This is a genomic window from Soehngenia sp. (assembly GCF_055108775.1).
The window spans coordinates 1-22538 of the sequence record NZ_JBSQIL010000025.1 but is presented as its reverse complement, the minus strand read 5'-3'; the positions used below and the strand labels follow the sequence as shown (position 1 = coordinate 22538).

General features: G+C 30.0%; 22 protein-coding genes and 1 other annotated feature. All 22 genes read right to left on the bottom strand.

Translation table 11 applies throughout. The features are described from left to right. Nucleotides 1–27: 27 nt before the first annotated feature. A complete protein-coding gene (locus ACTB1H_RS04860; protein WP_463261710.1) occupies nt 28–1044 on the bottom strand; it encodes an NAD(P)H-dependent glycerol-3-phosphate dehydrogenase in 1017 nt (338 codons plus the stop codon). A gap of 1 nt (nt 1045) precedes the next feature. After that, entirely contained in the window at nt 1046–1636 is a 591-nt protein-coding gene (gene plsY, locus ACTB1H_RS04855; RefSeq protein ID WP_463261709.1) for a glycerol-3-phosphate 1-O-acyltransferase PlsY, read from the bottom strand. Next, nucleotides 1633–2955, bottom strand: a complete 1323-nt coding sequence (gene der, locus ACTB1H_RS04850; protein WP_463261708.1) for a ribosome biogenesis GTPase Der — start codon at nt 2953–2955, stop codon at nt 1633–1635. The genes plsY and der overlap by 4 nt, the downstream gene beginning before the upstream one ends. Beyond that, a complete protein-coding gene (locus ACTB1H_RS04845) occupies nt 2952–4298 on the bottom strand; it encodes a DUF512 domain-containing protein (protein WP_463261707.1) in 1347 nt (448 codons plus the stop codon). Before ACTB1H_RS04845 ends, der begins: the two co-directional genes overlap by 4 nt. A 63-nt stretch (nt 4299–4361) precedes the next feature. Beyond that, complete coding sequence (locus ACTB1H_RS04840; protein WP_463261706.1) at nt 4362–5594, bottom strand: serine hydroxymethyltransferase; 1233 nt, start codon at nt 5592–5594, stop codon at nt 4362–4364. 47 nt (nt 5595–5641) lie between these two features. Beyond that, complete coding sequence (locus ACTB1H_RS04835; RefSeq protein ID WP_463261705.1) at nt 5642–5902, bottom strand: metal-sensitive transcriptional regulator; 261 nt, start codon at nt 5900–5902, stop codon at nt 5642–5644. Between the two features lie 11 nt (nt 5903–5913). Beyond that, complete coding sequence (locus ACTB1H_RS04830) at nt 5914–6336, bottom strand: SoxR reducing system RseC family protein (RefSeq protein ID WP_463261704.1); 423 nt, start codon at nt 6334–6336, stop codon at nt 5914–5916. 16 nt (nt 6337–6352) lie between these two features. Next, a complete protein-coding gene (locus ACTB1H_RS04825) occupies nt 6353–7066 on the bottom strand; it encodes a tRNA threonylcarbamoyladenosine dehydratase (RefSeq protein WP_463261703.1) in 714 nt (237 codons plus the stop codon). Further along, a complete protein-coding gene (gene aspS / locus ACTB1H_RS04820; protein ID WP_463261711.1) occupies nt 7059–8843 on the bottom strand; it encodes an aspartate--tRNA ligase in 1785 nt (594 codons plus the stop codon). The genes ACTB1H_RS04825 and aspS overlap by 8 nt, the downstream gene beginning before the upstream one ends. 39 nt (nt 8844–8882) lie before the next feature. Further along, nucleotides 8883–9069: a binding site (T-box leader), on the bottom strand. Between the two features lie 63 nt (nt 9070–9132). Beyond that, nucleotides 9133–10578 (bottom strand): coproporphyrinogen dehydrogenase HemZ, encoded by a 1446-nt coding sequence (gene hemZ, locus ACTB1H_RS04815; RefSeq protein ID WP_463261702.1) that lies wholly within the window; start codon nt 10576–10578, stop codon nt 9133–9135. 7 nt (nt 10579–10585) lie between these two features. Further along, complete coding sequence (locus tag ACTB1H_RS04810) at nt 10586–11221, bottom strand: MBL fold metallo-hydrolase (RefSeq protein ID WP_463261701.1); 636 nt, start codon at nt 11219–11221, stop codon at nt 10586–10588. A gap of 10 nt (nt 11222–11231) precedes the next feature. Further along, nucleotides 11232–11681, bottom strand: coding sequence for a D-aminoacyl-tRNA deacylase (gene dtd / locus ACTB1H_RS04805; protein WP_463261700.1), 450 nt, complete (start codon nt 11679–11681; stop codon nt 11232–11234). A 12-nt stretch (nt 11682–11693) separates the two neighbouring features. Beyond that, the gene (locus ACTB1H_RS04800) at nt 11694–13856 is read right to left on the bottom strand and encodes a RelA/SpoT family protein (protein WP_463261699.1); all 2163 of its coding nucleotides are present in this window, start codon (nt 13854–13856) and stop codon (nt 11694–11696) included. Nucleotides 13857–13878: 22 nt separating this feature from the next. Then, complete coding sequence (gene recJ, locus ACTB1H_RS04795) at nt 13879–15636, bottom strand: single-stranded-DNA-specific exonuclease RecJ (protein ID WP_463261698.1); 1758 nt, start codon at nt 15634–15636, stop codon at nt 13879–13881. 82 nt (nt 15637–15718) lie between these two features. Then, entirely contained in the window at nt 15719–16039 is a 321-nt protein-coding gene (locus ACTB1H_RS04790; RefSeq protein ID WP_463261697.1) for a LapA family protein, read from the bottom strand. A gap of 22 nt (nt 16040–16061) precedes the next feature. Further along, a complete protein-coding gene (gene secF, locus ACTB1H_RS04785) occupies nt 16062–16913 on the bottom strand; it encodes a protein translocase subunit SecF (protein ID WP_463261696.1) in 852 nt (283 codons plus the stop codon). Then, complete coding sequence (gene secD, locus ACTB1H_RS04780; RefSeq protein WP_463261695.1) at nt 16913–18190, bottom strand: protein translocase subunit SecD; 1278 nt, start codon at nt 18188–18190, stop codon at nt 16913–16915. Before secD ends, secF begins: the two co-directional genes overlap by 1 nt. A 13-nt stretch (nt 18191–18203) precedes the next feature. After that, on the bottom strand, nt 18204–19559 hold the full coding sequence (scfB, locus tag ACTB1H_RS04775; RefSeq protein WP_463261694.1) for a thioether cross-link-forming SCIFF peptide maturase: 1356 nt from the start codon (nt 19557–19559) through the stop codon (nt 18204–18206). 41 nt (nt 19560–19600) lie between these two features. Next, entirely contained in the window at nt 19601–19756 is a 156-nt protein-coding gene (scfA, locus tag ACTB1H_RS04770; protein WP_463261693.1) for a six-cysteine ranthipeptide SCIFF, read from the bottom strand. Between the two features lie 127 nt (nt 19757–19883). Next, on the bottom strand, nt 19884–20213 hold the full coding sequence (gene yajC / locus ACTB1H_RS04765) for a preprotein translocase subunit YajC (RefSeq protein ID WP_463261692.1): 330 nt from the start codon (nt 20211–20213) through the stop codon (nt 19884–19886). 52 nt (nt 20214–20265) lie between these two features. After that, on the bottom strand, nt 20266–21387 hold the full coding sequence (gene tgt / locus ACTB1H_RS04760; protein WP_463261691.1) for a tRNA guanosine(34) transglycosylase Tgt: 1122 nt from the start codon (nt 21385–21387) through the stop codon (nt 20266–20268). A 9-nt stretch (nt 21388–21396) separates the two neighbouring features. Further along, entirely contained in the window at nt 21397–22410 is a 1014-nt protein-coding gene (gene queA, locus ACTB1H_RS04755) for a tRNA preQ1(34) S-adenosylmethionine ribosyltransferase-isomerase QueA (RefSeq protein ID WP_463261690.1), read from the bottom strand. Nucleotides 22411–22538: the final 128 nt, after the last annotated feature.

Sequence of the window (22538 nt, the reverse complement as noted above, 5' to 3'; positions counted from 1 at the left end):
GAGAATATTAATATTCTCATCTATTTTTTATTTGTAAAAATCCGATATTTCAAGTTCGTATTTTTTATCCCTTCCCATTAGCCTTGTTGATGATTCCTTAACATCGGCTCCTAAATACAAAATATTATAAATTTCATTTGTTATAGGCATTTCAACATCTTTAGTTTTAGATAAATGATATGCTGCTTTTGTTGTTTTTACACCTTCAACTACCATTCCAACTTTGCTAGTTGCTTCTGAGAGGCTATATCCTTCTCCGATAAGGATTCCAGCTCTTCTATTTCTACTATGCATGCTTGTGCAAGTAACTATAAGATCTCCTACACCAGCTAACCCAGAAAAAGTATCTATATTTGCGCCCATAGCAGCTCCAAGTTTAGCTATTTCATACAGACCTCTTGTCATAATGGCTGCTTTTGTGTTGTCACCATATCCTACACCGTCAGATATCCCTGCTCCTAAAGCTATAATATTTTTTAGTGCCCCACCTAATTCTACACCAATCAAATCATCGTTTGTGTATATCCTAAAAGATGGAGTTGAAAAAATATTTTGTATAAACTTAGCTATTTCAACATTTGATGATGAACATACAACTGCTGTTGGTATATTTCTTATAACTTCTTCAGCATGTGATGGTCCAGATATAATACAATAGTTAATATTTGGAATAACTTGGCTACATATTTCAGAAATTCTAAAATTAGTATTTTCTTCTAGTCCCTTTGCTAAATTAACAAATATCTGATCTTTATTTATTAGTGGTTTTATATTTAATAACAACTCTCTGATATTATTTGTTGGTACTGCCAATGTTAAGATATCGCTATCTTTGATAATTTCTTCAATATCGTTGGAAACTTTTAATGAACCAGATAGTTTAATTCCGGGTAAATATCTCTCATTAGTCCTATTTTCTTTTATTTCAATATATTGTTCATATGACCTTACCCAAAGATTTACATTTTTCCCTTGATCAGCCAACATACTGGCTAATGCGCTTCCCCAACTACCTCCTCCTAAAATCGAAATTTTATGATTCATATTAATGACCTCCAAACTTATTTTCTTTTCCATTAATTAATCTATGTATGTTGCTTCTATGTCTAAATATTCCCATTAAGCTTAAAAATAATATGGTAATTTTAGTGTATATGTCTACACTTATAATCCCTGAAAATGATAGAACAACCATTGATAATAAAAATGTTATAGACAAAAGCGACACATATTTAGTAATAAATCCAATGAGTAACCCGATTAAAATAGAAATTAATGTTAATTTAAATTGAAGAATTGCCATAGTAGTGATAGTTGCAACTATACCTTTTCCACCTTTAAATCCAAAGAAAATTGGCCAATTATGACCTATTACGGTAAAAACTGCAGCAACCAAGCCTCCAGTATAACCATATATTTGGAGGCCAATAAGAACACTCAAAATGCTTTTTAAAGCATCTAATGAAAAAGTAACTATCCCAGCAGGTTTTCCGAGAACTCTCATAGCATTTGTGGCACCAGCATTTCCACTACCATGCTCTCTAATATCTATATTTTTGTATATTTTCCCGACTACATACGCAGATGAAAAACTACCTAAAAGATAAGATATTATTGCAACTAAAATTAACTTCATTTTTCATTCCCCTTTTCTCTAAATTCTAAAATTATAGGAGTTCCTATAAAATCACAATTTAATCTAATTTGATTTTCCAGATACCTAGAATATGAGAAATGTATTAGGTCCTTGTTGTTTACAAATATAACAAACTTTGGAGGTTTTACTGATACTTGAGTAGAGTAATATATTTTTCCTCTTTTCCCTTTGTCACTTGGTGGTTGGCTCATCAAAACGGCTTCATTAATTATATCATTAAGCCTCCCTGTACTTATCCTTTTATTGTAGTTTTCATATACTAAATTTATGGTATCTAACAGCTTATTAACTCTTTTCCCTGTCTTAGCGGATATAAAAAGTATAGGCGCATATTGTATAAAACCTAGTTCTTGACGTATTGATTTTTCAAACTCTATATAACTTTTTTCGTCTTTTTCGACTATATCCCATTTATTAACTGCTATTATCATAGATTTCCCATTATCATGAGCATATCCGGCAATCTTTGAGTCCTGTTCAGTAATGCCTAGGGTTCCGTCAATAACTAATACACAAACATCAGAACGATCTATAGTTGTTAAGGTTCTAATCACAGAATATCTTTCTACTTTTTCGTCAATATACTTTTTTTTCCTCAAACCAGCTGTATCTACCAAAATGTATTTATTGTTTTTGTATTCGAAATACGAATCAATAGCATCTCGAGTAGTACCAGGTATATCAGTTACTATATTTCTTTCTTCGCCTAGTATATAATTCACTAGTGAAGACTTCCCTGAATTAGGTCTGCCTATAAAAGCTACTTTTATAGCATCTTGATATGTTAATGGCTCTTTGTTTTCAGGAAAGCATTTAACTACCTCATCTAAAAGATCTCCTATCCCTAATGATGCTTCTGCAGAAACATAATTTATATTTTCAATTCCAAGTTCAAAAAAGTCATAAAAATTAATCAATTCCTTTTTTGTGTCTATTTTATTTACTACAAGTAATACAGGTTTGCTTGTTTTTCTTAGTAAATTAGCAATTTCAATATCAATTGGTGTCAAACCTTCTAGTCCATCGACTACAAATAAAATTACATCTGCTGTATCTATAGCAATTTCTACTTGCTTTTTAATATTTGTCATAAATATATCATCACTACGAGGGTCTAGTCCTCCAGTATCAATCAAAGTGAAATAATTATTAAGCCATTCGCCTTCTGCGTAAATTCTATCTCTTGTTATTCCAGGAGTATCTTCGGTTATCGATATTCTCCTCCCAGCTAATTTATTAAATAATGTTGATTTACCAACATTTGGTCTGCCTACAATACAAACAACAGGTCTACTCATTTAAACACCCCTTTCTTGAAAAATTCTATTAGTTTGTTGCCATTAATTTCTAAAGGTATAACTTTGATACCTAAAGCTTTCTCAACATCTTCAATTCTATAGTCATCTAAGAAAATATCATCGCCTTTGCGAAGCATATTTTCTGGTATTAACAATAAATCAATTTTACTCTTATTATTCAAAGAAACAGCATCAATAAGATCTTGGCCTGTTATAAGCCCTGAAACAGTTATTGTTTCCCCGAAAAATTTATTATCTACTTTTATGACATTTAGATTTATATTTTTAAATTTATTTTTTATCATAGATGAAATTAACTCAATATATGGATAGGCAGAAGTGCCTGTTGCTATACCGACATCAATAACTGCTTGATAATTAAACACTTCAAGACCATCTAAGCTTTCAGTTACTTCAGTTAAAAACGACCTAATCATGCCAATTCCATTTTCATATTGTGGAAAATCTTCATATTCTTCGTAATCAGGTAAATCTATTTCAGATAAACAATAAAATTCATCTGCTGCAAAAACTAATCTAGTCCCAAAACGAGAATGATATATTTTTTGATACTTATTAATTATATCAATGACGTTTTTTGCTTCTTCTTTATTAAATTGTTTTATCTTGAACAGATTATCTCTATATTTTGTTAAACCAACTGGCACACATGCGATAGAATTTACGTTAGGGTATAAGTTTCCTAAATCAGCCAAAGTTTTTTCTAATTCTATTCCATCATTAATTCCAGGGACTAGGACTATTTGGCAATTTATCTCTATATTTGTTTCAGAAAATTTTTTTAATATCTCCATTATGTTGCCAGCATTCTTGTTTTTTAGCATTTTAATACGAAGATCTGGATTTGTAGTGTGCACTGAAACATTGATCGGACTTAAATGATATTTAATTATTCGATCTATCTCTTCATCGCTCATATTTGTTAAAGTTATAAAATTTCCTTGTAAGAAAGATAATCTAGAATCATCATCTTTAAAATATAAAGTTTCCCTCATATTTTGAGGAAGTTGATCTATAAAACAAAATATACACTTATTTTGACAAGATTTTGCCTTGTCTATTAAGGAATTTCTGAACACAATACCTAAATCTTCATCAAAATCCTTCTCAATATCATATTCCCATATTTCACCATTAGGTTTTTTTATTTCAATTATTAAGTTCTCATCTGAAATCAAATATTTATAATCAATAATGTCTTTTATCGTTTGATTATTTATTTTTAATAGTTCATCCCCAGGTTCTATACCTATTTCAGATGCTATGCTGTCCTTTAAAACTTCTGTAATAAAATTATTTAAGGTTTCATCAATTATTTCCATCATTCACCACTCTATATTATTAATATGTAAGCCTACATAAAATGTAGGCTACTAGGTTAGTATTTAACGTTCCAATGGGAACTTATCACATAACTCGTATACTTTTTCTTTTATCTTAACAGGATCAGATTTTGATTCCAGTGTAGCACTTATCAATTCAGCGATTTCTTCCATTTCAGACTCTTTCATTCCTCTAGTGGTCATAGCAGCAGTCCCAATTCTTATACCACTTGTTATAAAAGGGCTTTCGGGATCAAATGGAATTGTATTTTTATTAGTAGCTATTCCAACATCATTGAGCATTTTTTCAGCATTTTTGCCATTTAGATTTTTATTTCTAAGGTCTATTAAAATTAAATGATTATCTGTACCTCCAGACACTAGTCTATAATCTTTATCTTTAAGAGCATTTGCTAAAGCCTTTGCATTCTTAACAATTTGTATTTGATAATCTTTAAAGCTATCCTGAAGAGCTTCTCCAAAAGCTACTGCTTTAGCAGCAATAACATGCATCAGTGGGCCTCCTTGAATCCCAGGGAATATAGCTTTATCAATAATTTTTGCATATTCTGATTTACATAATATTGCACCAGCTCTAGGTCCTCTTAAAGTTTTGTGAGTCGTTGTAGTAACAAAATCAGCATATGGTACAGGACTCATATGTATACCGGCCGCAACCAATCCTGCAATATGAGCCATGTCTACCATTAAGTATGCACCTATTTCATCAGCTATTTCCTTGAATTTCTTAAAGTCGATTTCTCTGGGATATGCACTTGCTCCTGCAACTATTAGCTTTGGTTTTACTTCTAATGCAATTTCTCTTACTTGTTCATAATTTATTCTTTCTGTTTCTTTATCAACTCCGTAAGCAGCAAAATCGAAATAAACTCCTGAGATATTAACTGGACTTCCATGTGTTAAATGCCCACCTTGTGATAAATTCATTCCTAAAACTTTATCTCCTGGTTTTAAAACTGCAAAATATACTCCTAAGTTTGCATTTGATCCAGAATGTGGTTGTACATTTGCATGGTCTGCATTAAATAATTTTTTCATTCTTTCTATAGCTAGATTTTCAACTTTATCTACAACTTCACAGCCACCATAATATCTTTTCCCTGGATAGCCTTCGGCATATTTGTTAGTAAGTTGACTTCCCATTGCCTCCAAAACAGATTTTGATACATAATTTTCAGAAGCAATTAACTCAATGTGTTTATTTTGCCTTTCGACTTCCTCCTCAATTATTTTCAATACTTCTGGATCAGATTTTTTTAAATTTTCTAGATTCATTTCCTTCTCCTTTCACAAAATTTATTATTTAGCCATATGGCTTTAAATCAATTTTGCTTAGTATATTTGAGCATTATATTTATTAATTTTGCAATTTCATCAGGTGACGATAATTCATCTTGTTTAACACAATTATTCATATAATTTTCAAGGATAATACCACTGATATTATTCAAAGCACTTCTAGCTGCAGATATTTGAATTAATATATCTCCACAATATTTCCCATCTTCCACCATCTTTTGAATACCTTTTATTTGTCCTTCAACTTTTCTAAGCCTTAATAAGACATCGTCCTTTTCAGCCAATAGATTCCCTCCTACATTTTTTTACCTATAATTGTTACATTAGTATTATTCTTAAAATATTTTTTATCTAAAAATCTTAATAACAAGTATGATATTGATAAGAACAATATCCCAACTATAAAAGAAATTAAATCTGGATCAAATATACTATAAATTGTTGATACAAAATATCCAAGTACCATTCCTATTATTAAAAAAGCAAATGGAATCGCATACACAATCAATGTGTTTTTTAAGAAATTTTTTCCTTCAGTATTCAATAAAACTCTATCCCCAATGTCAACACCTACACTGTCCTTTATTATTAGAATATGTTTTTTAGATTCTAAAGAATTGCTACATGCTTTACAATCTCCACATGCGGAGTTTCTTTGTACTTCCAGTTCTATCATGCCGTTTTCTAATTTCTTAGTTACAACAGCTATCTCTTCCAATAAAATTTCCCTCCCTTCAATAAACCATATGATTTGTGAGATCCTTTACCACTTCAGAAGCAATTATCATCCCCACAACAGGAGGAACATAGGAAATGCTCCCAGGTATTGATTTTCTATTATCAATATCACCAAGATTTATTTTTAGTGGCGTTTCATCAGAGTATACTACTTTTACATCTTTTATATTTCTTTTCTTTAATTCTTGTCTGATAACTTTTGCTAATGGACAAACTTTAGTATTACTAATATCTTCAACTTTAAATTTTGTTGGGTCTAGTTTATTACCTGCCCCCATAGAACTAATTATGTTCAATCCTAGATTTTTGGAAGTTTCTATTAGACATATTTTTGAAGTTACCATATCTATTGCATCTATTATATAATCATATTTCTCAAGATTAAAATCATGTATATTATTCCTATCTACTTTTTCTTTATAAATAGAAATATTTAAATCAGGATTAATTTCGAGTAATCTAGCTTTCATTACAGAAACTTTTGGTAAGCCGACTGTTCTAGTAGTAGCATGTATTTGCCTATTAATATTTGTTATGTCAATTACATCATAGTCTACTAATGTTATATTTGCAAGACCAGCTCTTACGAGTGATTCTGCAGCATATGACCCTACGCCTCCAATACCAAAAACAATTACATTGCTATTCTGTAGTATATTGAATTTCTCGTTTCCTAATAAACTTATTGTTCTTTGAAACTGATTACTCATTTTCAACTTCAACCTTGATATGAACTTCTTTTAACTGATCATTAGATACTACAGTTGGAGCATTTGTCAACAAACATGTTGCAGATTGTGTTTTAGGAAATGCAATGACATCTCTAATATTTGAGCTATTTGTTAATAGCATAGCCAATCTATCAAATCCATATGCTATACCGCCATGTGGTGGTGTGCCATATTTAAATGCTTCAAGTAAAAATCCAAACTTATCATAGGCTTCTTCTTCAGAAAAGCCTAAAGCCTTAAACATTTTCTTTTGTAGATCTGAATTATTTATTCTTATACTTCCCCCACCTATCTCATCCCCGTTTATTACTATATCATAGGCTTTTGCTCTTACTTTTTCTGGATTTGTTTCTAGCAAATCGATATCTTCGTCCATAGGATGTGTAAAAGGATGATGTTTGGCTACATATCTGTTCTCCTCATCATTAAACTCAAATAATGGGAAATCTACTACCCAAACAAATGAAAATTCATTTTCATCAATGATATTTAATCTTCTTGCTATTTCATTTCTTAAGTTCCCAAGACTATCATATACTATTGATTCTTTATCGGCAACTATTAATATTAAGTCCCCTTTTTTTGCTTTAAAGCTACTAATAACATTCTGTAATTCTTCTGAAGTTAAAAATTTTGATATTGGTGATGTAATTCCTTCATCTGTAATCTTAATCCAAGCTAATCCTTTTGCTCCAAATGTTTTACAATATTCTTCTAAATTTTGTATATCTTTTCGAGTGAATTTCTCTGAATAGCCATTTATATTTATTCCCTTGACTTTGCCACCATTTTTTATGTTATCTGAAAAAACTTTGAAACTAGAGTCATGAACTTTATCTGTAATATCAACTATTTCAAATCCAAACCTTAAATCAGGCTTATCTACTCCATATCTTTCCATAGCTTCCTTATAGGAAATTCTTTTTATAGGTAATTCTATATCTATGTTTTTAAACTCTTTAAAAATTTTATATAATAATCGTTCATTTACTTCTATCACATCATCAATATCCACAAAACTCATTTCCATATCAATTTGTGTAAATTCTGGTTGTCTGTTTGCTCTTAAATCTTCATCTCTAAAACATTTTACTATTTGAAAATATCTATCAAATCCAGAAACCATCAATAACTGTTTCATAAGTTGAGGTGACTGAGGAAGGGCATAAAACTTGCCAGGATTTACACGGCTAGGAACTAAATAGTCTCTTGCCCCTTCGGGTGTGGGCTTAGTCAACATTGGCGTTTCTACTTCAATAAAATTATTTTCATATAAAAAATCTCTAACAACTTTTGCAAGTTTGGATCTTAAAATGAGGTTTTTTTGCATAAAAGGTTTTCGTAAATCCAAATACCTATATTTCAGTCTCATGCTTTCACTTACATTATCATCATCTTTAATATAAATTGGAGGAGTACTAGCAGTATCAAGTATTTTTAGTTCATTAGCTAGTACTTCTATCTCGCCAGTAGGAATGTTTGGATTTACAGATTCTCTCATTCTAACAATTCCTTTAACCGCAATTACATATTCTTGATGTAATAATTCAGATTTTTCTAATACATCTTTAGGAGTATTTTCATCAAAAACAACTTGTACAAATCCCGTAACATCCCTAAGATCTACAAAATGTATGCCCCCTAAATTTCTTTCACTTTGAACCCATCCCATCAAAATTACATTCTCTTCAATATTTGCTTTTGATAATTGTCCACACATATGAGTTCTTCTCAAAATACCCATCGATTCCATGATTATCCTCCTTTACAAAATAAAAACTCTCATCTCTGAATATTCAGGGACGAGAGACTGTCTCGCGGTACCACCCTAATTAGGTTACCTCACTCATTTAAATAACGCCTTTTGCGAGTAGTTAACTACTTTCTCATAGGTGTCTTCGTATGCTATGGGTACCAATTTTCAGCTGCCATTGGCTCTCTATAACCTTTCACATATTACTATTCCTAGTCTAAGAATTGTATTATATTAAGATTATTATAGTTTATAATTAAAATAGTGTCAAGAAATTTGATTTCTAGGATTACTAAAATTCTAACATTTTAGCTATTTTAATAATCGAATCTTGAAACCTCTCAAAATAAAGATTTATGTCTTTTGGATTTACAAATCTACCAATATTATCGTTTGACCTGTTATAGAACTTACTTGTAGCGCCCATTCCACATCCAATAATTGTTTCTTTTTCCTCCATCATTGATATATTATATATGCAAGGATTATCTTCCATTGAAAATCCTATGTTTTCTAAGTTGCCAGCAATCATCTTTTGCCTGTATAAATAGTACGGTTTCAATGAATGCTCATAAGCAAATTTTATACATTCATTTTGCATCTCTTCTATCATTTTAATTGATTTCATATTGATATATTGATCTTTAATGAGTTTAGAACCTTTCTTAAGTGATAGTGCATGTATTGTTAAATTATCTGGTTTCAAAGGTGCTATCTTGTCCAATGTATTTTTTATGTCAACTAGTGATTCACCAGGCAGCCCTATTATTAAATCCATATTTACTGTCTCTATGCCTATTTCTTTTGCGTTTTTATACGCTATAATTACATCATCAGATGTATGGCTTCTCGAAATTCTTCGCAAGGTATCGTCATTCATAGTTTGTGGATTGATACTAATTCTATTTACTCCATATTTCTTCATTATAATTAATTTTTCAAAATCTAAAGTTTCAGGTCTTCCAGCCTCAACAGTTAATTCTTTAACAGTTGGAAACAAATTTCTTATATTTATTAACAGCTCTTCTAATAGTTCTGAAGCGATGCTGGTTGGAGTACCTCCCCCTATATATATAGTATTAATATGCCACTTTCTCATCAAACTACCTATTACTTTTACTTCCTGATTTAGCTTTTCCATGTAATCATTTACTATATTTTTATATCTATCAATTGTTAAAGATGGAAACGCACAATAACTGCATCTAGATGGACAAAACGGTATATGAATATAAAGACTGTAACTATTTTCATTCATATTTTTAATTGCCTTATTCTGATTTATAGCAGTTATTAATGCTAAGTTTGCTTTATCAGATGCAATATAATATTGGTTTATTAATATATCTTTAATTGCATCGGTTTCAATACCTAATTTTAACAACTGTGAAGGAATTTTTACAGGTTTAATACCTGTCAATATTCCCCATGGCAAATGATTTTTTGATATCTTGTTTAATAGTTTATATAGTGTTTTTTTCACTGTTATTTTTTTTGTAGATTTAAAATCTTTGAAAATATTTGTCTCACTAATACTCATGTATTCCTTCTCAATGCATATTCCTTTAGAGAACATTAAAGCATAACAATCATCTTTTTCTATAGAAATAGATATCAAAATTTCTTCACTCATTAATGAATTAGTAAATCTAATTTCATCATAAGGGTAAAAAGATTTTACTAATTCATAAAGTTCTACATAATTTATATCTTCATCATTATAATATATATTAATCATTTTCTCCTCAATTTTTTATATATTTTATAATATAAGGGTTCATCTTGCTCTCATCCTCAATTGTCGTAAACGGTCCATGCCCAGGTAAAACTCGAGTATTTTTAGGCAACACTAATATTTTATTCAATAAACTATCTATTAAATTTTCATAATTCCCACCATATAAATCAGTTCTACCTATTGATCTTTTGAAAAGAGTATCACCAGATATTAAATTGTTGTCGAAAAATAAGCATATACCACCTTTTGTATGCCCAGGTGTATGAATTACTTTTATCTTTTCATCCCCTAACATTATCATATCGTTATCTTTTAGTAACTTATCAGCTTTAATAGAAATAGGCCCATAAACCATTGATTTTGATAAATTTAAGCTTGGATCATATAACATATCCGAATCATCTTCGTGAATTAACACAGGTATATTTAACTTTTGTTTAAGCGGGATAACTCCTCCAATATGATCTCCATGTCCATGGGTTAATACAATATATCTAGGGGTTAATTCCATGTCATGAATTTTACTTAATATTTTGTCGGCATCTGAACTTGGATCTATGATAATACATTCTTTATTGTTTTCTGAATAAACTATATAGGTATTTACGCCATAAATGCCCGTTTCCATATTATAAACTTCCATTCTATCACCTCTAAAAAAGTTTTCTACTATCTAATAAAATAGTTACTGGTCCTTCATTTTTATATTCAACAAGCATGTCTGCTCCATATTCGCCCGTTTTAACTGGTATATTATTTTCTCGTAGCTTAACTATGAACTTTTCATATATTTCTTTTCCTAATTCATAAGAAGCTGACTCTGTAAAACTTGGTCTTTTGCCTTTTCTTACGTCCCCATATAACGTAAACTGAGAGATAACAAGGATTTCTCCTAATATATCTTTTACAGATAGATTCATTTTCCCTTCATGATCTTCAAATATCCTCAACCCAACAACTTTATCTACCATATAATCTATATCTTTATCTGAATCATCATGAGTGATAGCTACATATACTATTAACCCATAATTAATATTACCAACGTTTTTCCCATCAACTTCTACTTTTGCATCTCTAGCCCTCTGCACGACAGCTCTCATTGAATATACCTCCTATGCAGTTACACGATATACATCTTGAACATTTTTGATTCTCTTTAATTTCCTGATTAATTCTATTAACTCATCTTTATTTTTTATTTCTAATACAATCTTAATGGATACTGTTTTATCTTTTGATTTTTTAGCATTTAGTGATAATAAGCCAGCATCTAATTCATTAAGTTTAGATGTTATGTCTGCTAATAGCCCTTCTCTGTCATGAGCTTTTACCTTTATTTCTGCTTGATAGGAACTTGCTTTTTCAGTATCCCAATAAACATTTATTAACCGCTCTTTTTGATCTAAAATTGTTTTCAGATTTGGACAATCAGTTCTATGGATGGATACGCCTCTACCTTTTGTTATAAATCCAATTATATCATCACCTGGAAGCGGATTACAGCATTTAGCAAATTTTATCTTTATATTATCTACACCTTCAAGCTTAACTCCTTGGCTAGATTTTGATCTAGCCCTATTCTCAGTTTTTAATATCTTTTGTTCAACCAGAGTCATTTCATTAGGTTTGAAAATGTCTCCATGCTGTTCTTTTAATTTATTTATAACTTGATTTACTGAGATATTTCCATATCCTACAGAGGCATATAAATCTTCAACAGATACTATACTCATTTTGTTAGCCGCTGATTTAAGCCAATCTTCTTTCAATATTTCTTGAGGTTTGTATCCGAGTTTCTTAATTTCTTTTTCTAATAACTCTTTTCCCTTTTCAATATTATTGTCTCTTTCAATATATTTAAAATATTGTTTTATTTTATTTTTAGCTTGTGTGCTTTTTACAATATTAAGCCAATCTCTGCTAGGCCCTGCACTATTAGGATTGGTTATAATTTCAACAATATTCCCATTTTGCAATTTATAGTTTAACGGAACTATCCTATTGTCTACCTTTGCACCTACACATTTATTACCAACATCCGTATGAACTCTATAAGCAAAATCGATTGGTGTTGAGCCTTCTGGCAAATTAATTACATCACCCTTTGGAGTAAATACAAAAACTTCATCAGTAAAAAAATCTATTTTTAATGTATCCATAAAATCTTTAGGATCACTTAAATCAGTTTGCCATTCTAAAAGTTGTCTCAACCAGGTCAATTTTTCATCAAAATTTGAGCTTTTATTGTAACCTTCTTTATACTTCCAATGTGCAGCTATCCCATACTCAGCAGTTCTATGCATTTCATATGTTCTAATTTGAACTTCAAAGATTTCACCCTTATGTCCTATAACTGTCGTATGAAGCGACTGATACATGTTAGGTTTTGGCATTGCAATATAATCTTTAAATCTTCCTGGTAATGGTTTCCAAAGAGTATGAACTATACCTAATGCACCGTAACAATCCTTAACATTATCAACTAAAATTCGAATAGCTGTTAAATCATATATCTCCTCAAAAGCTTTTCCCTGATACATCATTTTCTTATATATACTATAGAAATTCTTAGGTCTGCCACTTATTTCACACTTTATATTTACTTCTTTTAGTTTTTCATATAATACTTGGATAACTTCTTCTATATAAGCTTCTCTCTCTCTTCGTTTTTTTGAAACTTTATCAACCAATTCATAATAATTATCAGGATCTAAATATCTCAGTGAAAGATCTTCTAATTCCCATTTAAGTTTTGACATACCTAGTCTATGTGCAATAGGAGCATAAATCTCTAAAGTTTCCAAAGCTTTTTCTTTTTTCTTTTTTTCTGTCATGTATTCCAAAGTTCGCATATTGTGCAATCTGTCAGCTAACTTTATGATTATTACTCTGATATCTTTTGCCATTGCAATAACCATTTTACGCAAATTCTCAGCTTGATTTTCTTGCTTTGTTTTATATTCTAATTTCTTTAATTTAGTTACTCCTTCAACTAAATCTGCAACCTCTTCGCCAAACCTTTCCTTGATGTCATCATAGGTAAAACTAGTATCCTCAATTACATCATGCAAAAGGCCCGCAGCTATAGTTGCAGTATCCATGTTTAAATCTGCAAGAATCAATGCTACTTGAAATGGATGAATGAAATATTTTTCACCAGAATTTCTAGTTTGACCCTGATGGGCAGCTTCTGAGAAATTATATGCTCTTATTATAAGGTCTAAGTCAGCTTGAGGATTATATTGTTCAATTTTTAATAATAAATTTTCTAACATAAATATCACCTTTTCGTAGGCTTCAAACAAATCTATAATTTTTAATTATTATTTGAATTTGTTTATATCCATTATAAATATTAAATTCAGGATAGTATATTATATCTATTTTACAACTATTTTCTTTACCTAACAACATATTTTCTAAAGTGTTTTTCCCATAGATTGATTCTATTTCTAAAGAAAATTCGTCATAATTCTTGAATAAAACAATATTTTGATATGTTTTTTCTCTAGATTTTAACATAAATTTTAAGACATTTTTATTTTTCCCAAATACATTCAATTTTAATATTTCTAAATCTTTAGCTCCAAACAATGGTTTTGGATTGCCATTCCCGCAGGGTTCAATGAGTTTAATTTCTTCTATCAACTTTTCTGTTAAATTTTCAATAGGCAATGGTAAGTCTATATATATTTTATCAATTAAATCTTCATCAGTTAGTGTTGTTAAATTATTAAGCTTATATCTTAAATGTTCAATCATAGATTCATCTAGTGATAGCCCTGCTGCCATAGGGTGCCCACCAAAATTTAGTAAAATATCTTTACATTTAAACAATTCGTTATAAATATTATATTCTTCTATAGAACGAGCAGAACCTTTTACATGATTTTTAGACTTTGTTAGAATTATTGCCGGTTTATGGTATCTTTCTTTTACTTTACCAGCCACTATACCTGCTACACTTTCATGTACCTTAGGATTATATACTACTAAAACTTTATCATTCGTATACGAATTTTCAATTGTATTAAAAATTCTGTCTAAACTTTCTTGAGTCATATCCTTTCTCTCTTGGTTAAGCTCAATCAATTTATCAGCAATATCACTTGCTTTATCTGGCTCGTTAGTTGTCAACAATTCTAGAGCTAATAAAGCACTTTCAAGCCTTCCAGTTGCATTGAATATTGGTCCAAGAATGAAACCTATATGATAAGTGTTTATTTCCTTATCCATTAAACCGCATTTATTTAATAATGTTCTTAATCCTATATTTTCAGTATTTTTTATTTTTTTTAGTCCTTCAACTACAAAAATTCTATTTTCATCTCTCATATCAACTATGTCGCATATAGTAGCAAGTGCAACAAATTCTATATAATTTGTATTATAATGTGGTATTTTATAAGTTCTCTGCAAACTTCGAGCTAGTTTATAAGCTATACCTGTTCCACAAATACTCTTGTTTGGATATTTGCATGAATACTTATGGGGGTTTATTACGACATCTGCTAAATTAAAAATCGGATTGTTCTTATTGTTGTTTTCAGTTGCGATGTCATGATGATCAGTGATAATGTATGTCATGTCCATATTTTTTGCTATTTCCAAAGCTTCTAATTGTGAAATACCATTGTCACACGTTATAATAGTGTCAATTCCTTTAGCTTTTGCTTCTAAAACAATTGTTTTATTAATACCATACCCATCATTTACTCTATGTGGAATGTAAAAATCAACATCTGCTCCTATTTTATTTAAACAATCATATAGTATATATGTTGAAGAGATACCATCAACATCATAATCTCCAATAACCCTTATCTTTTTATTCTCTGATATCTTTTTTTTAATGATATTAATTGCAATTTGAAAATCGTTAAATAACAGCTCATCATATTGATTATTTATATCGGGATATAAAAAATTATTGATACTTTCATTATCGATGATGTCTCTATTTACTAATAACTTTGCTAGGACTTTAGAAATATTAAATTTATTTGATATTTTGTCTATATTTCCAGTTTTATTTCTTATATACCACTTTTCCAAATTTTTCACTCCAAAAAAAGAATTTAGACAATTTTATCTAAATTCTATTACTTGTTGAAACAATAGATTGATTTAAACACATTTAATTTTCATCTTTTAAATAAAGCAATCTTATTTGCTCCTCTTTTTCTTTGATAGTCTCCTCTAGATTGAAAATCGTTTTGTTTAATTCTTCAATTTTTAAATTAAGTTGTTTTATATTTTTTTTTAACTTCATTTCTCTTATCCAACTTACGATTGATGCAATTGCAGCCCCTAATAATACACTAAAAAATATCACTATGGCCTGAGATATTTCAATCTGAGAAAAAATCAAATCGATTGTAACTGCAGCATTGTTGTTGATTGCAAATATAATTATAACTAGTGATAAAACAAAAGTTAGTATTAAGCTCTTTCTCATTTATTTGCCCCCTTTAAATAAATTATTTTTTTAATTCTAAATTATATAATATCGGGCTTGCTATAAATAAAGTCGAATATGTTCCTGCAATCATTCCAAACATTAATGGTAGTGCCAATTGTCTTATTGCATCCACTCCAAAAACATAAAGGCATAACACTGCCATTATTGTTGTTAGTGAAGTAAAGATTGTCCTCCTAAGGGTCTTCTTTATGCTGTTATTAATTAGAACGTCCAGTTTTACTTTCTTGTCTAGACTAAGTTCTTCTCTTATTCTATCAAAAACGATAATTGTATCATTTATTGAATAACCTAATATTGTTAATATAGCTGCTATAAATGCACTATTAACCGGGAAATTAAAAATTAAATATAAAGAAACCATAATCAGAGTATCATGTACTAGAGCTATAATAGCTGCTAATCCAAAATTAAACTGAAACCTAATTGATATATATATTAGCATAAAAATAAGTGCTACCAATATAGAAATTATAGCTCTTCTAAAAATTTCATTTCCCATACTTGGCCCAAATTTTTCAGTTTGATAATTATTATTATCTATACCGTATTGACTTCTAAATTCATCTATCAGTAAATTTATATCATCATTACTTAAATCCTTGTTACTTTTAATAATTATTTTGTCTTTGCTTTCACCTTCATGGATTATTGAGGCGTTTTCATCAAATTTATCTGTTATAGTTTTTAATTCATCTATAGATTTATATTCTGTTAAATCTAGTGTTATTATTGTACCTCCAGTGAAATCTATACCCAAATTAAATCCTTTTGTAAAAAACATTATCACCCCAAGAGCTATGATTGCTAATGATATAAAGTATGTTATTTTCCTATATTTTAGTATGTCCATTACCTTTTAGCCTCCTTAACTCCATATAACCAAGGGTTTTTGTTCCCAGTGATATCTGCCATTATTCTAAGCACGAATTTAGTGAAAAAAACAGCAGTTAACATAGATGCAATAATACCTATGGTTAATGTTATACCAAAACCTTTAATTGGTCCAATCCCAAATACATATAAAATAATTCCAGCAATTAATGTAGTTACATTTGAGTCTAATATTGACCTTAATGCTCTATCAAATCCTGTTTTAATGGATACCCTTATAGATTTTCCAGATATTATTTCTTCTTTTATTCTTTCAAATATTACAACATTAGCATCAACAGCCATCCCAATTGATAACACTAGTCCTGCTATTCCAGGTAATGTTAGTTTTGCATTTATAAATATCATAAAATACAGAACAATTAATGTGTATAAGATTAATCCTAAAGAAGAAACAAAACCAGGCACTCTATAAATTATTATCATAAATAAAAATATAAAAAACATTGCAAATCCAGCAGCTATTATACTTTTATCAAGCGCTTCAAGCCCTAAAGAAGGCCCAATTATAGAAGTTTGAAGTTCCTTCATTGATACAGGTAAAGCTCCTGCTCTAATAAGTGTTGCCAAGTTGTTAGCTTCTTCAAAGCTAAAATCCCCATCGATTATAGGTCTTCCGTCTTGTATTGGTTCTATTACTGTAGGAGCTGAAATGATTTTATCATCTAACACAATATATACAGTTTTGTCACTTTGAGATGGTAAGGCAGATAATTCATTTGTTAGTTCATAAAAAATCGCTGAACCTTCTTTGTCCATTTCTATTGAAACCACTGGCTTATTTCCTGTCAATACATCTTCTTTATATACTACTTTAGCATCTATTATGTTTTGCCCAGTTAAAACAACATTCCCATTCGGATCTAAAAACTCAAGTTGAGCTGTTTTTCCAATTAATTCAATTGCTTGTTGTGGGTCACTAATACCTGCTAATTCTACTCTAATTCTGTTATTACCTTCAATTACTACATTAGGCTCAGATACACCTAGTCCATCTACCCTTTGAAGTATAATTGACTTAGTTTGTTGCATTATTCTATCAAGTTCATCACCGGTTTTATCTGTCTGTGCTTCTAAAATTACATAAATACCTCCATTTAAATCCAAACCCAAATCCAGTGATTCTTTTACGTTTGGAACTGAAATTCCTCCAATGTTCATACCAAAAATAGCGATGTATGAAAGTGTAGAGATTATAAATATTATAAGAATTAAAATAGTTAAACTTTTTTTCATCATTGCCTCCAATTTATTCATTTGCTAAAATTGATAGTGCACATTCAATCCTTTTCTTTTCCATTTTACAACTTATATCATGTGGTTTCATTATGCTATTATTAGAATAATATGCATTTGCATGGCACCCACCACTACAATAATATTTAGCCCAGCATGATTTGCAGCTATCCTTAGAATTTACATTAGCCGATTTAAACTGCTCTCTTAATTCAATATTAATTATACCCGTTTCTAAAGTACCCAACTTGAATTTTTCTTCACCTACGAATTGATGACATGGGTATATATCACCTTCAGGTGTTACTGCTATATATTCGCTTCCAGCTCCACAGCCTACTGATTTTTTTACCGCACAAGGTCCTTGATTTAAATCAATCATGAAATGGAAGAACAAAAAGTCAGGGCTTTCTTTTCTTAGATTCATGTAAATCTTTGAAAATTCCTCATACTCTTTCATTATTGTTTCAATGTGTTCTTCTCTAATAGCATAATCTTTATCTGGATCAGTTACAACAGGCTCCATTGATATGTTTTTAAATCCATGATTATAATACTCGATACAATCTCTTGAAAAGTCTAAATTTTTAGATGTAAAAGTTCCTCTAACATAATAATCTTTATCTTTCCTAAGTTTTATCATTTCTTTAATCTTTGGCACTATGATATCATAACTTCCATTGTCATTTAATGTCATTCTCATATAATCATTTACGGTTTTTCTACCATCTAAACTAAGTACAATGTTATCCATATTTTCATTAATAAATCTCATATTTTCTTCATTTAATAATAGTCCATTTGTCGTAATAGTAAACCTAAAATGTTTGTTAGATTTTTTTTCTAATTCTCTGCCATAAAAGACTAATTCTTTTACAACATCAAAATTCATCAATGGTTCCCCGCCAAAAAAATCTACTTCTAAGTTCCGCCTGTTACCTGATGATTTTACTAAAAAATCAAGTGCTTTCTTGCCAGTTTCTAGATCCATTAGCTTCCTTTCTCCATTGAAATTTCCTTGGGAAGCAAAGCAATACCTACACTTCAAATTGCAGTCATGGGCTACATGTAAGCACATAGCTTTAACTATATTTTCTTTATTGTATTCCAAATTTATATCCATATTTTCAGAAAAAATAAGACCCTCATTTTCTAGCTGTTTTATTTCATTGTATGCACTTAATATATTAGTGTATTCATACTTATTTCTTAACTTAGTGGCTATTTCTTCAAAATTATACTCTTCATAGTACTCAATAATATCATATACTATTTCATCAACTACATGTACTGAACCACTATTTATGTCAAGCACAATATATTTCTCATTCAAATAAAATTTATGTATCCTACCTTTGTTCATATTCATATTCATCCCTCACCTGCTAAATAAAAAGTAGTGGTAAACCACTACTTTTCATTCGCCTTTTCATTTTCGCATTTTTGATTTCCAACTGTGCATGATGTTTTACATGCAGATTGACATGATGTCTGGCATTCCCCACATCCAGCATATAAAGTAGTTTCTTTTAAGTTTTTATTTGTTAATGTTTTTATGTATTCCATTATAATTCCTCCTTGATTATTCTAGATAATAAAAAGCAAAATTATTATATCATATTTTAGTAAAAACCTAAATCAAAATTCCCTTAAAAGAAAACTTCTAATAGAAGTTTTCTTTTAGAAAGATTTTTTAGTTATTTTCAGAACTTTCTTCTTCATGAGATTCATGGTCTTTTGCTTTCGAGTCACTTGATGGTTTTGATTTAACAACAGACCCAATCGCCCATTTTGCAAAATCCATCTTTGTCTTAGAAGGACCAACTTCCAAAGTAACATAATCATCTTTTACTTTTATAATCTTACCATATAGTCCTCCAATAGTTACAATTTCATCCCCAACTCTCAAACTTTCTCTCATTTGTTTGATTTCTTTTTCCTTTTTTCTTTGAGGCCTAATTGCTAAAAAGTAAAAAATAGCTAAAAAAGCTATAGGTAATAGTAATGCTTGTAATGCTTCCACTTTATCACTCCTTTTCTTAATATATTATACAATAAAAGTTAAAAAAGCTCTACTATTCTTTGATATATCCATAGTTTTTATAGAATATTTTTTTATATTCCAAAAAATTATCTTCTTTTATTGATTTTCTTATATTTTCCATTAATTTTAACAGAAAATACAGATTGTGAATTGTGGTCAGCCTAAGTCCTAAAATTTCGTTTACATTAAACAAATGTCTAATATAAGAACGAGAATAATTTTTGCATGTATAGCAATCACATTCAGGATCTAGTGGTCCAAAATCATCGATGTATTTAGCATTTTTAATTATTATTTTCCCACGGCTTGTCATTGCTGTCCCATTTCTTGCAATTCTTGTTGGGAGTACACAATCCGCCATGTCAATTCCCCTTTCTACTGCTTCAAAAAGAAAATCCGGGCTTCCAACTCCCATTAAATACCTTGGTTTATTCTTAGGAAGAAACGGGGTTGTATACTCTAAAATATCACACATTATATCTTTAGGTTCTCCCACACTTAAACCTCCGACAGCATATCCGCTGAAATCCATGTCAACTAGTGTTTGTGCACTTTCTTTTCTTAAATCTCTATATACTCCACCTTGAACTATGCCAAACAATCCTTGTTTTTCCCAATTATTATGATGCTCTTTACACCTTAAAGCCCATCTAGAAGTCCTTTCCATTGATTGTTTTGTATATTCATAATCAGATGGATATGCAACACATTCATCAAAGCACATCATAATATCTGACCCTAATGAATTTTGAATATCAATTGAAATTTCAGGACTGATAAAATGTTTTGATCCATCTATGTGGGATCTAAATTCTACACCATCTTCATGGATTTTCCTTAAATCTGTTAGACTAAATACTTGAAACCCACCACTATCTGTTAAAATTGGTCTATCCCAATTCATAAACTTATGCAAACCACCAGCTTTTTCTACTAATTTGTGCCCTGGTTTTAAATAAAGATGATATGTGTTGGATAAAATAATCTGAGCTCCCAATTTTTTCAACTCATCAGGGGTCATAGCTTTGACTGTTGCTCTTGTACCTACAGGCATAAATATTGGAGTTTCTATAGTTCCGTGAGGTGTTTCTAATTTCCCTAGCCTAGCCATACACTCTTTTGATTCTTTTAATAATTCAAATCTTAAAGTCATTTTCTCCTCCTATTTGATAAACATTGCATCTCCAAAGCTAAAAAATCTGTATTTCTCTTTAATTGCAATGGAATAAGCTTTCATGATTAAGTCTCTATTGGCAAATGCAGAAATCAGCATCAATAATGTAGATTCAGGCAGATGAAAATTTGTAATTAAGCCATCTACTATTTTGAACTTGTAGCCTGGATAAATAAAAATATCTGTCCATCCTGATTTTGCTTTAACCAATCCATTTTCATCAGATATGGTTTCTAATGTTCGCATTGATGTGGTACCAACTGCTATAATCCTTCCTCCTTTTGATCTTGAGGTATTGATTACATTTGCATATTTTTCGCTTAGTTCATAATATTCAGCATGCATCTTATGTTCCTCAATATTTTCTACTTTAACAGGCCTGAAAGTGCCAAGTCCAACATGAAGTGTTAAGAATGCAGTTTTAATTCCTTTATCTTCTATTTCTTTTAACAGCAAATTATCAAAATGCAATCCAGCTGTAGGAGCAGCTGCTGAACCAATATTTTTAGAATACACAGTTTGGTATCTATCTTTTTCTTCAAGTTTTTCTGTTATATAAGGTGGTAGTGGCATTTCTCCTAATTCATCTAAAACTTCTTCGAATATTCCTTCATAAGAAAATTGAATAATTCTAAGTCCATCATCAGATATATCTATTACCTTTCCACACAAAACTTCACCAAACTCAATTTCAGTACCTAATTTCATCTTTTTCCCAGGTCTTACTAAACATTCCCATAAATCGTCAGAGATTCTTTTAAGCAATAATACTTCAATTTTCTCTTCTTTGTTTTTCCTATGTCCAAATAATCTGGCAGGTAAAACTTTTGTATCATTTAATACTAAGCAATCTCCAGGGTTCAACTCATTAATTATATTTCTAAATATAGTATTTCTAATTTCTTCTGTGTTTCTATCAACAACCATTAACCTAGAACTTGCTCTATCCTTTAATGGTACTTGAGCTATTAATTCTTTAGGTAAATTATAATTAAAATTCATCATAAGACCTCCCAAACTTCATCCATAATATAAAAAAGGGGCTGTCGCACTAAATTAGTGCACAGCTCCTTTTGCATAAAAAAATAAATCCTGCACTCAAAAGAACGCAGGATTTATAGTAAAATTAA

Coding starts and splice junctions, on each gene's coding strand:
- ACTB1H_RS04845 (WP_463261707.1), bottom strand. CDS start 4,298: ATGGAAATAATTGATGAAACCTTAAATAATTTTATTACAGAAGTTTTA.
- ACTB1H_RS04840 (WP_463261706.1), bottom strand. CDS start 5,594: ATGAATCTAGAAAATTTAAAAAAATCTGATCCAGAAGTATTGAAAATA.
- scfB (WP_463261694.1), bottom strand. CDS start 19,559: ATGAATATGAACAAAGGTAGGATACATAAATTTTATTTGAATGAGAAA.
- scfA (WP_463261693.1), bottom strand. CDS start 19,756: ATGGAATACATAAAAACATTAACAAATAAAAACTTAAAAGAAACTACT.
- ACTB1H_RS04800 (WP_463261699.1), bottom strand. CDS start 13,856: ATGTTAGAAAATTTATTATTAAAAATTGAACAATATAATCCTCAAGCT.
- queA (WP_463261690.1), bottom strand. CDS start 22,410: ATGAATTTTAATTATAATTTACCTAAAGAATTAATAGCTCAAGTACCA.
- tgt (WP_463261691.1), bottom strand. CDS start 21,387: ATGACTTTAAGATTTGAATTATTAAAAGAATCAAAAGAGTGTATGGCT.
- ACTB1H_RS04825 (WP_463261703.1), bottom strand. CDS start 7,066: ATGAGTAATCAGTTTCAAAGAACAATAAGTTTATTAGGAAACGAGAAA.
- secF (WP_463261696.1), bottom strand. CDS start 16,913: ATGGACATACTAAAATATAGGAAAATAACATACTTTATATCATTAGCA.
- ACTB1H_RS04860 (WP_463261710.1), bottom strand. CDS start 1,044: ATGAATCATAAAATTTCGATTTTAGGAGGAGGTAGTTGGGGAAGCGCA.
- hemZ (WP_463261702.1), bottom strand. CDS start 10,578: ATGATTAATATATATTATAATGATGAAGATATAAATTATGTAGAACTT.
- ACTB1H_RS04790 (WP_463261697.1), bottom strand. CDS start 16,039: ATGAGAAAGAGCTTAATACTAACTTTTGTTTTATCACTAGTTATAATT.
- plsY (WP_463261709.1), bottom strand. CDS start 1,636: ATGAAGTTAATTTTAGTTGCAATAATATCTTATCTTTTAGGTAGTTTT.
- dtd (WP_463261700.1), bottom strand. CDS start 11,681: ATGAGAGCTGTCGTGCAGAGGGCTAGAGATGCAAAAGTAGAAGTTGAT.
- der (WP_463261708.1), bottom strand. CDS start 2,955: ATGAGTAGACCTGTTGTTTGTATTGTAGGCAGACCAAATGTTGGTAAA.
- secD (WP_463261695.1), bottom strand. CDS start 18,190: ATGAAAAAAAGTTTAACTATTTTAATTCTTATAATATTTATAATCTCT.
- ACTB1H_RS04810 (WP_463261701.1), bottom strand. CDS start 11,221: ATGGAAGTTTATAATATGGAAACGGGCATTTATGGCGTAAATACCTAT.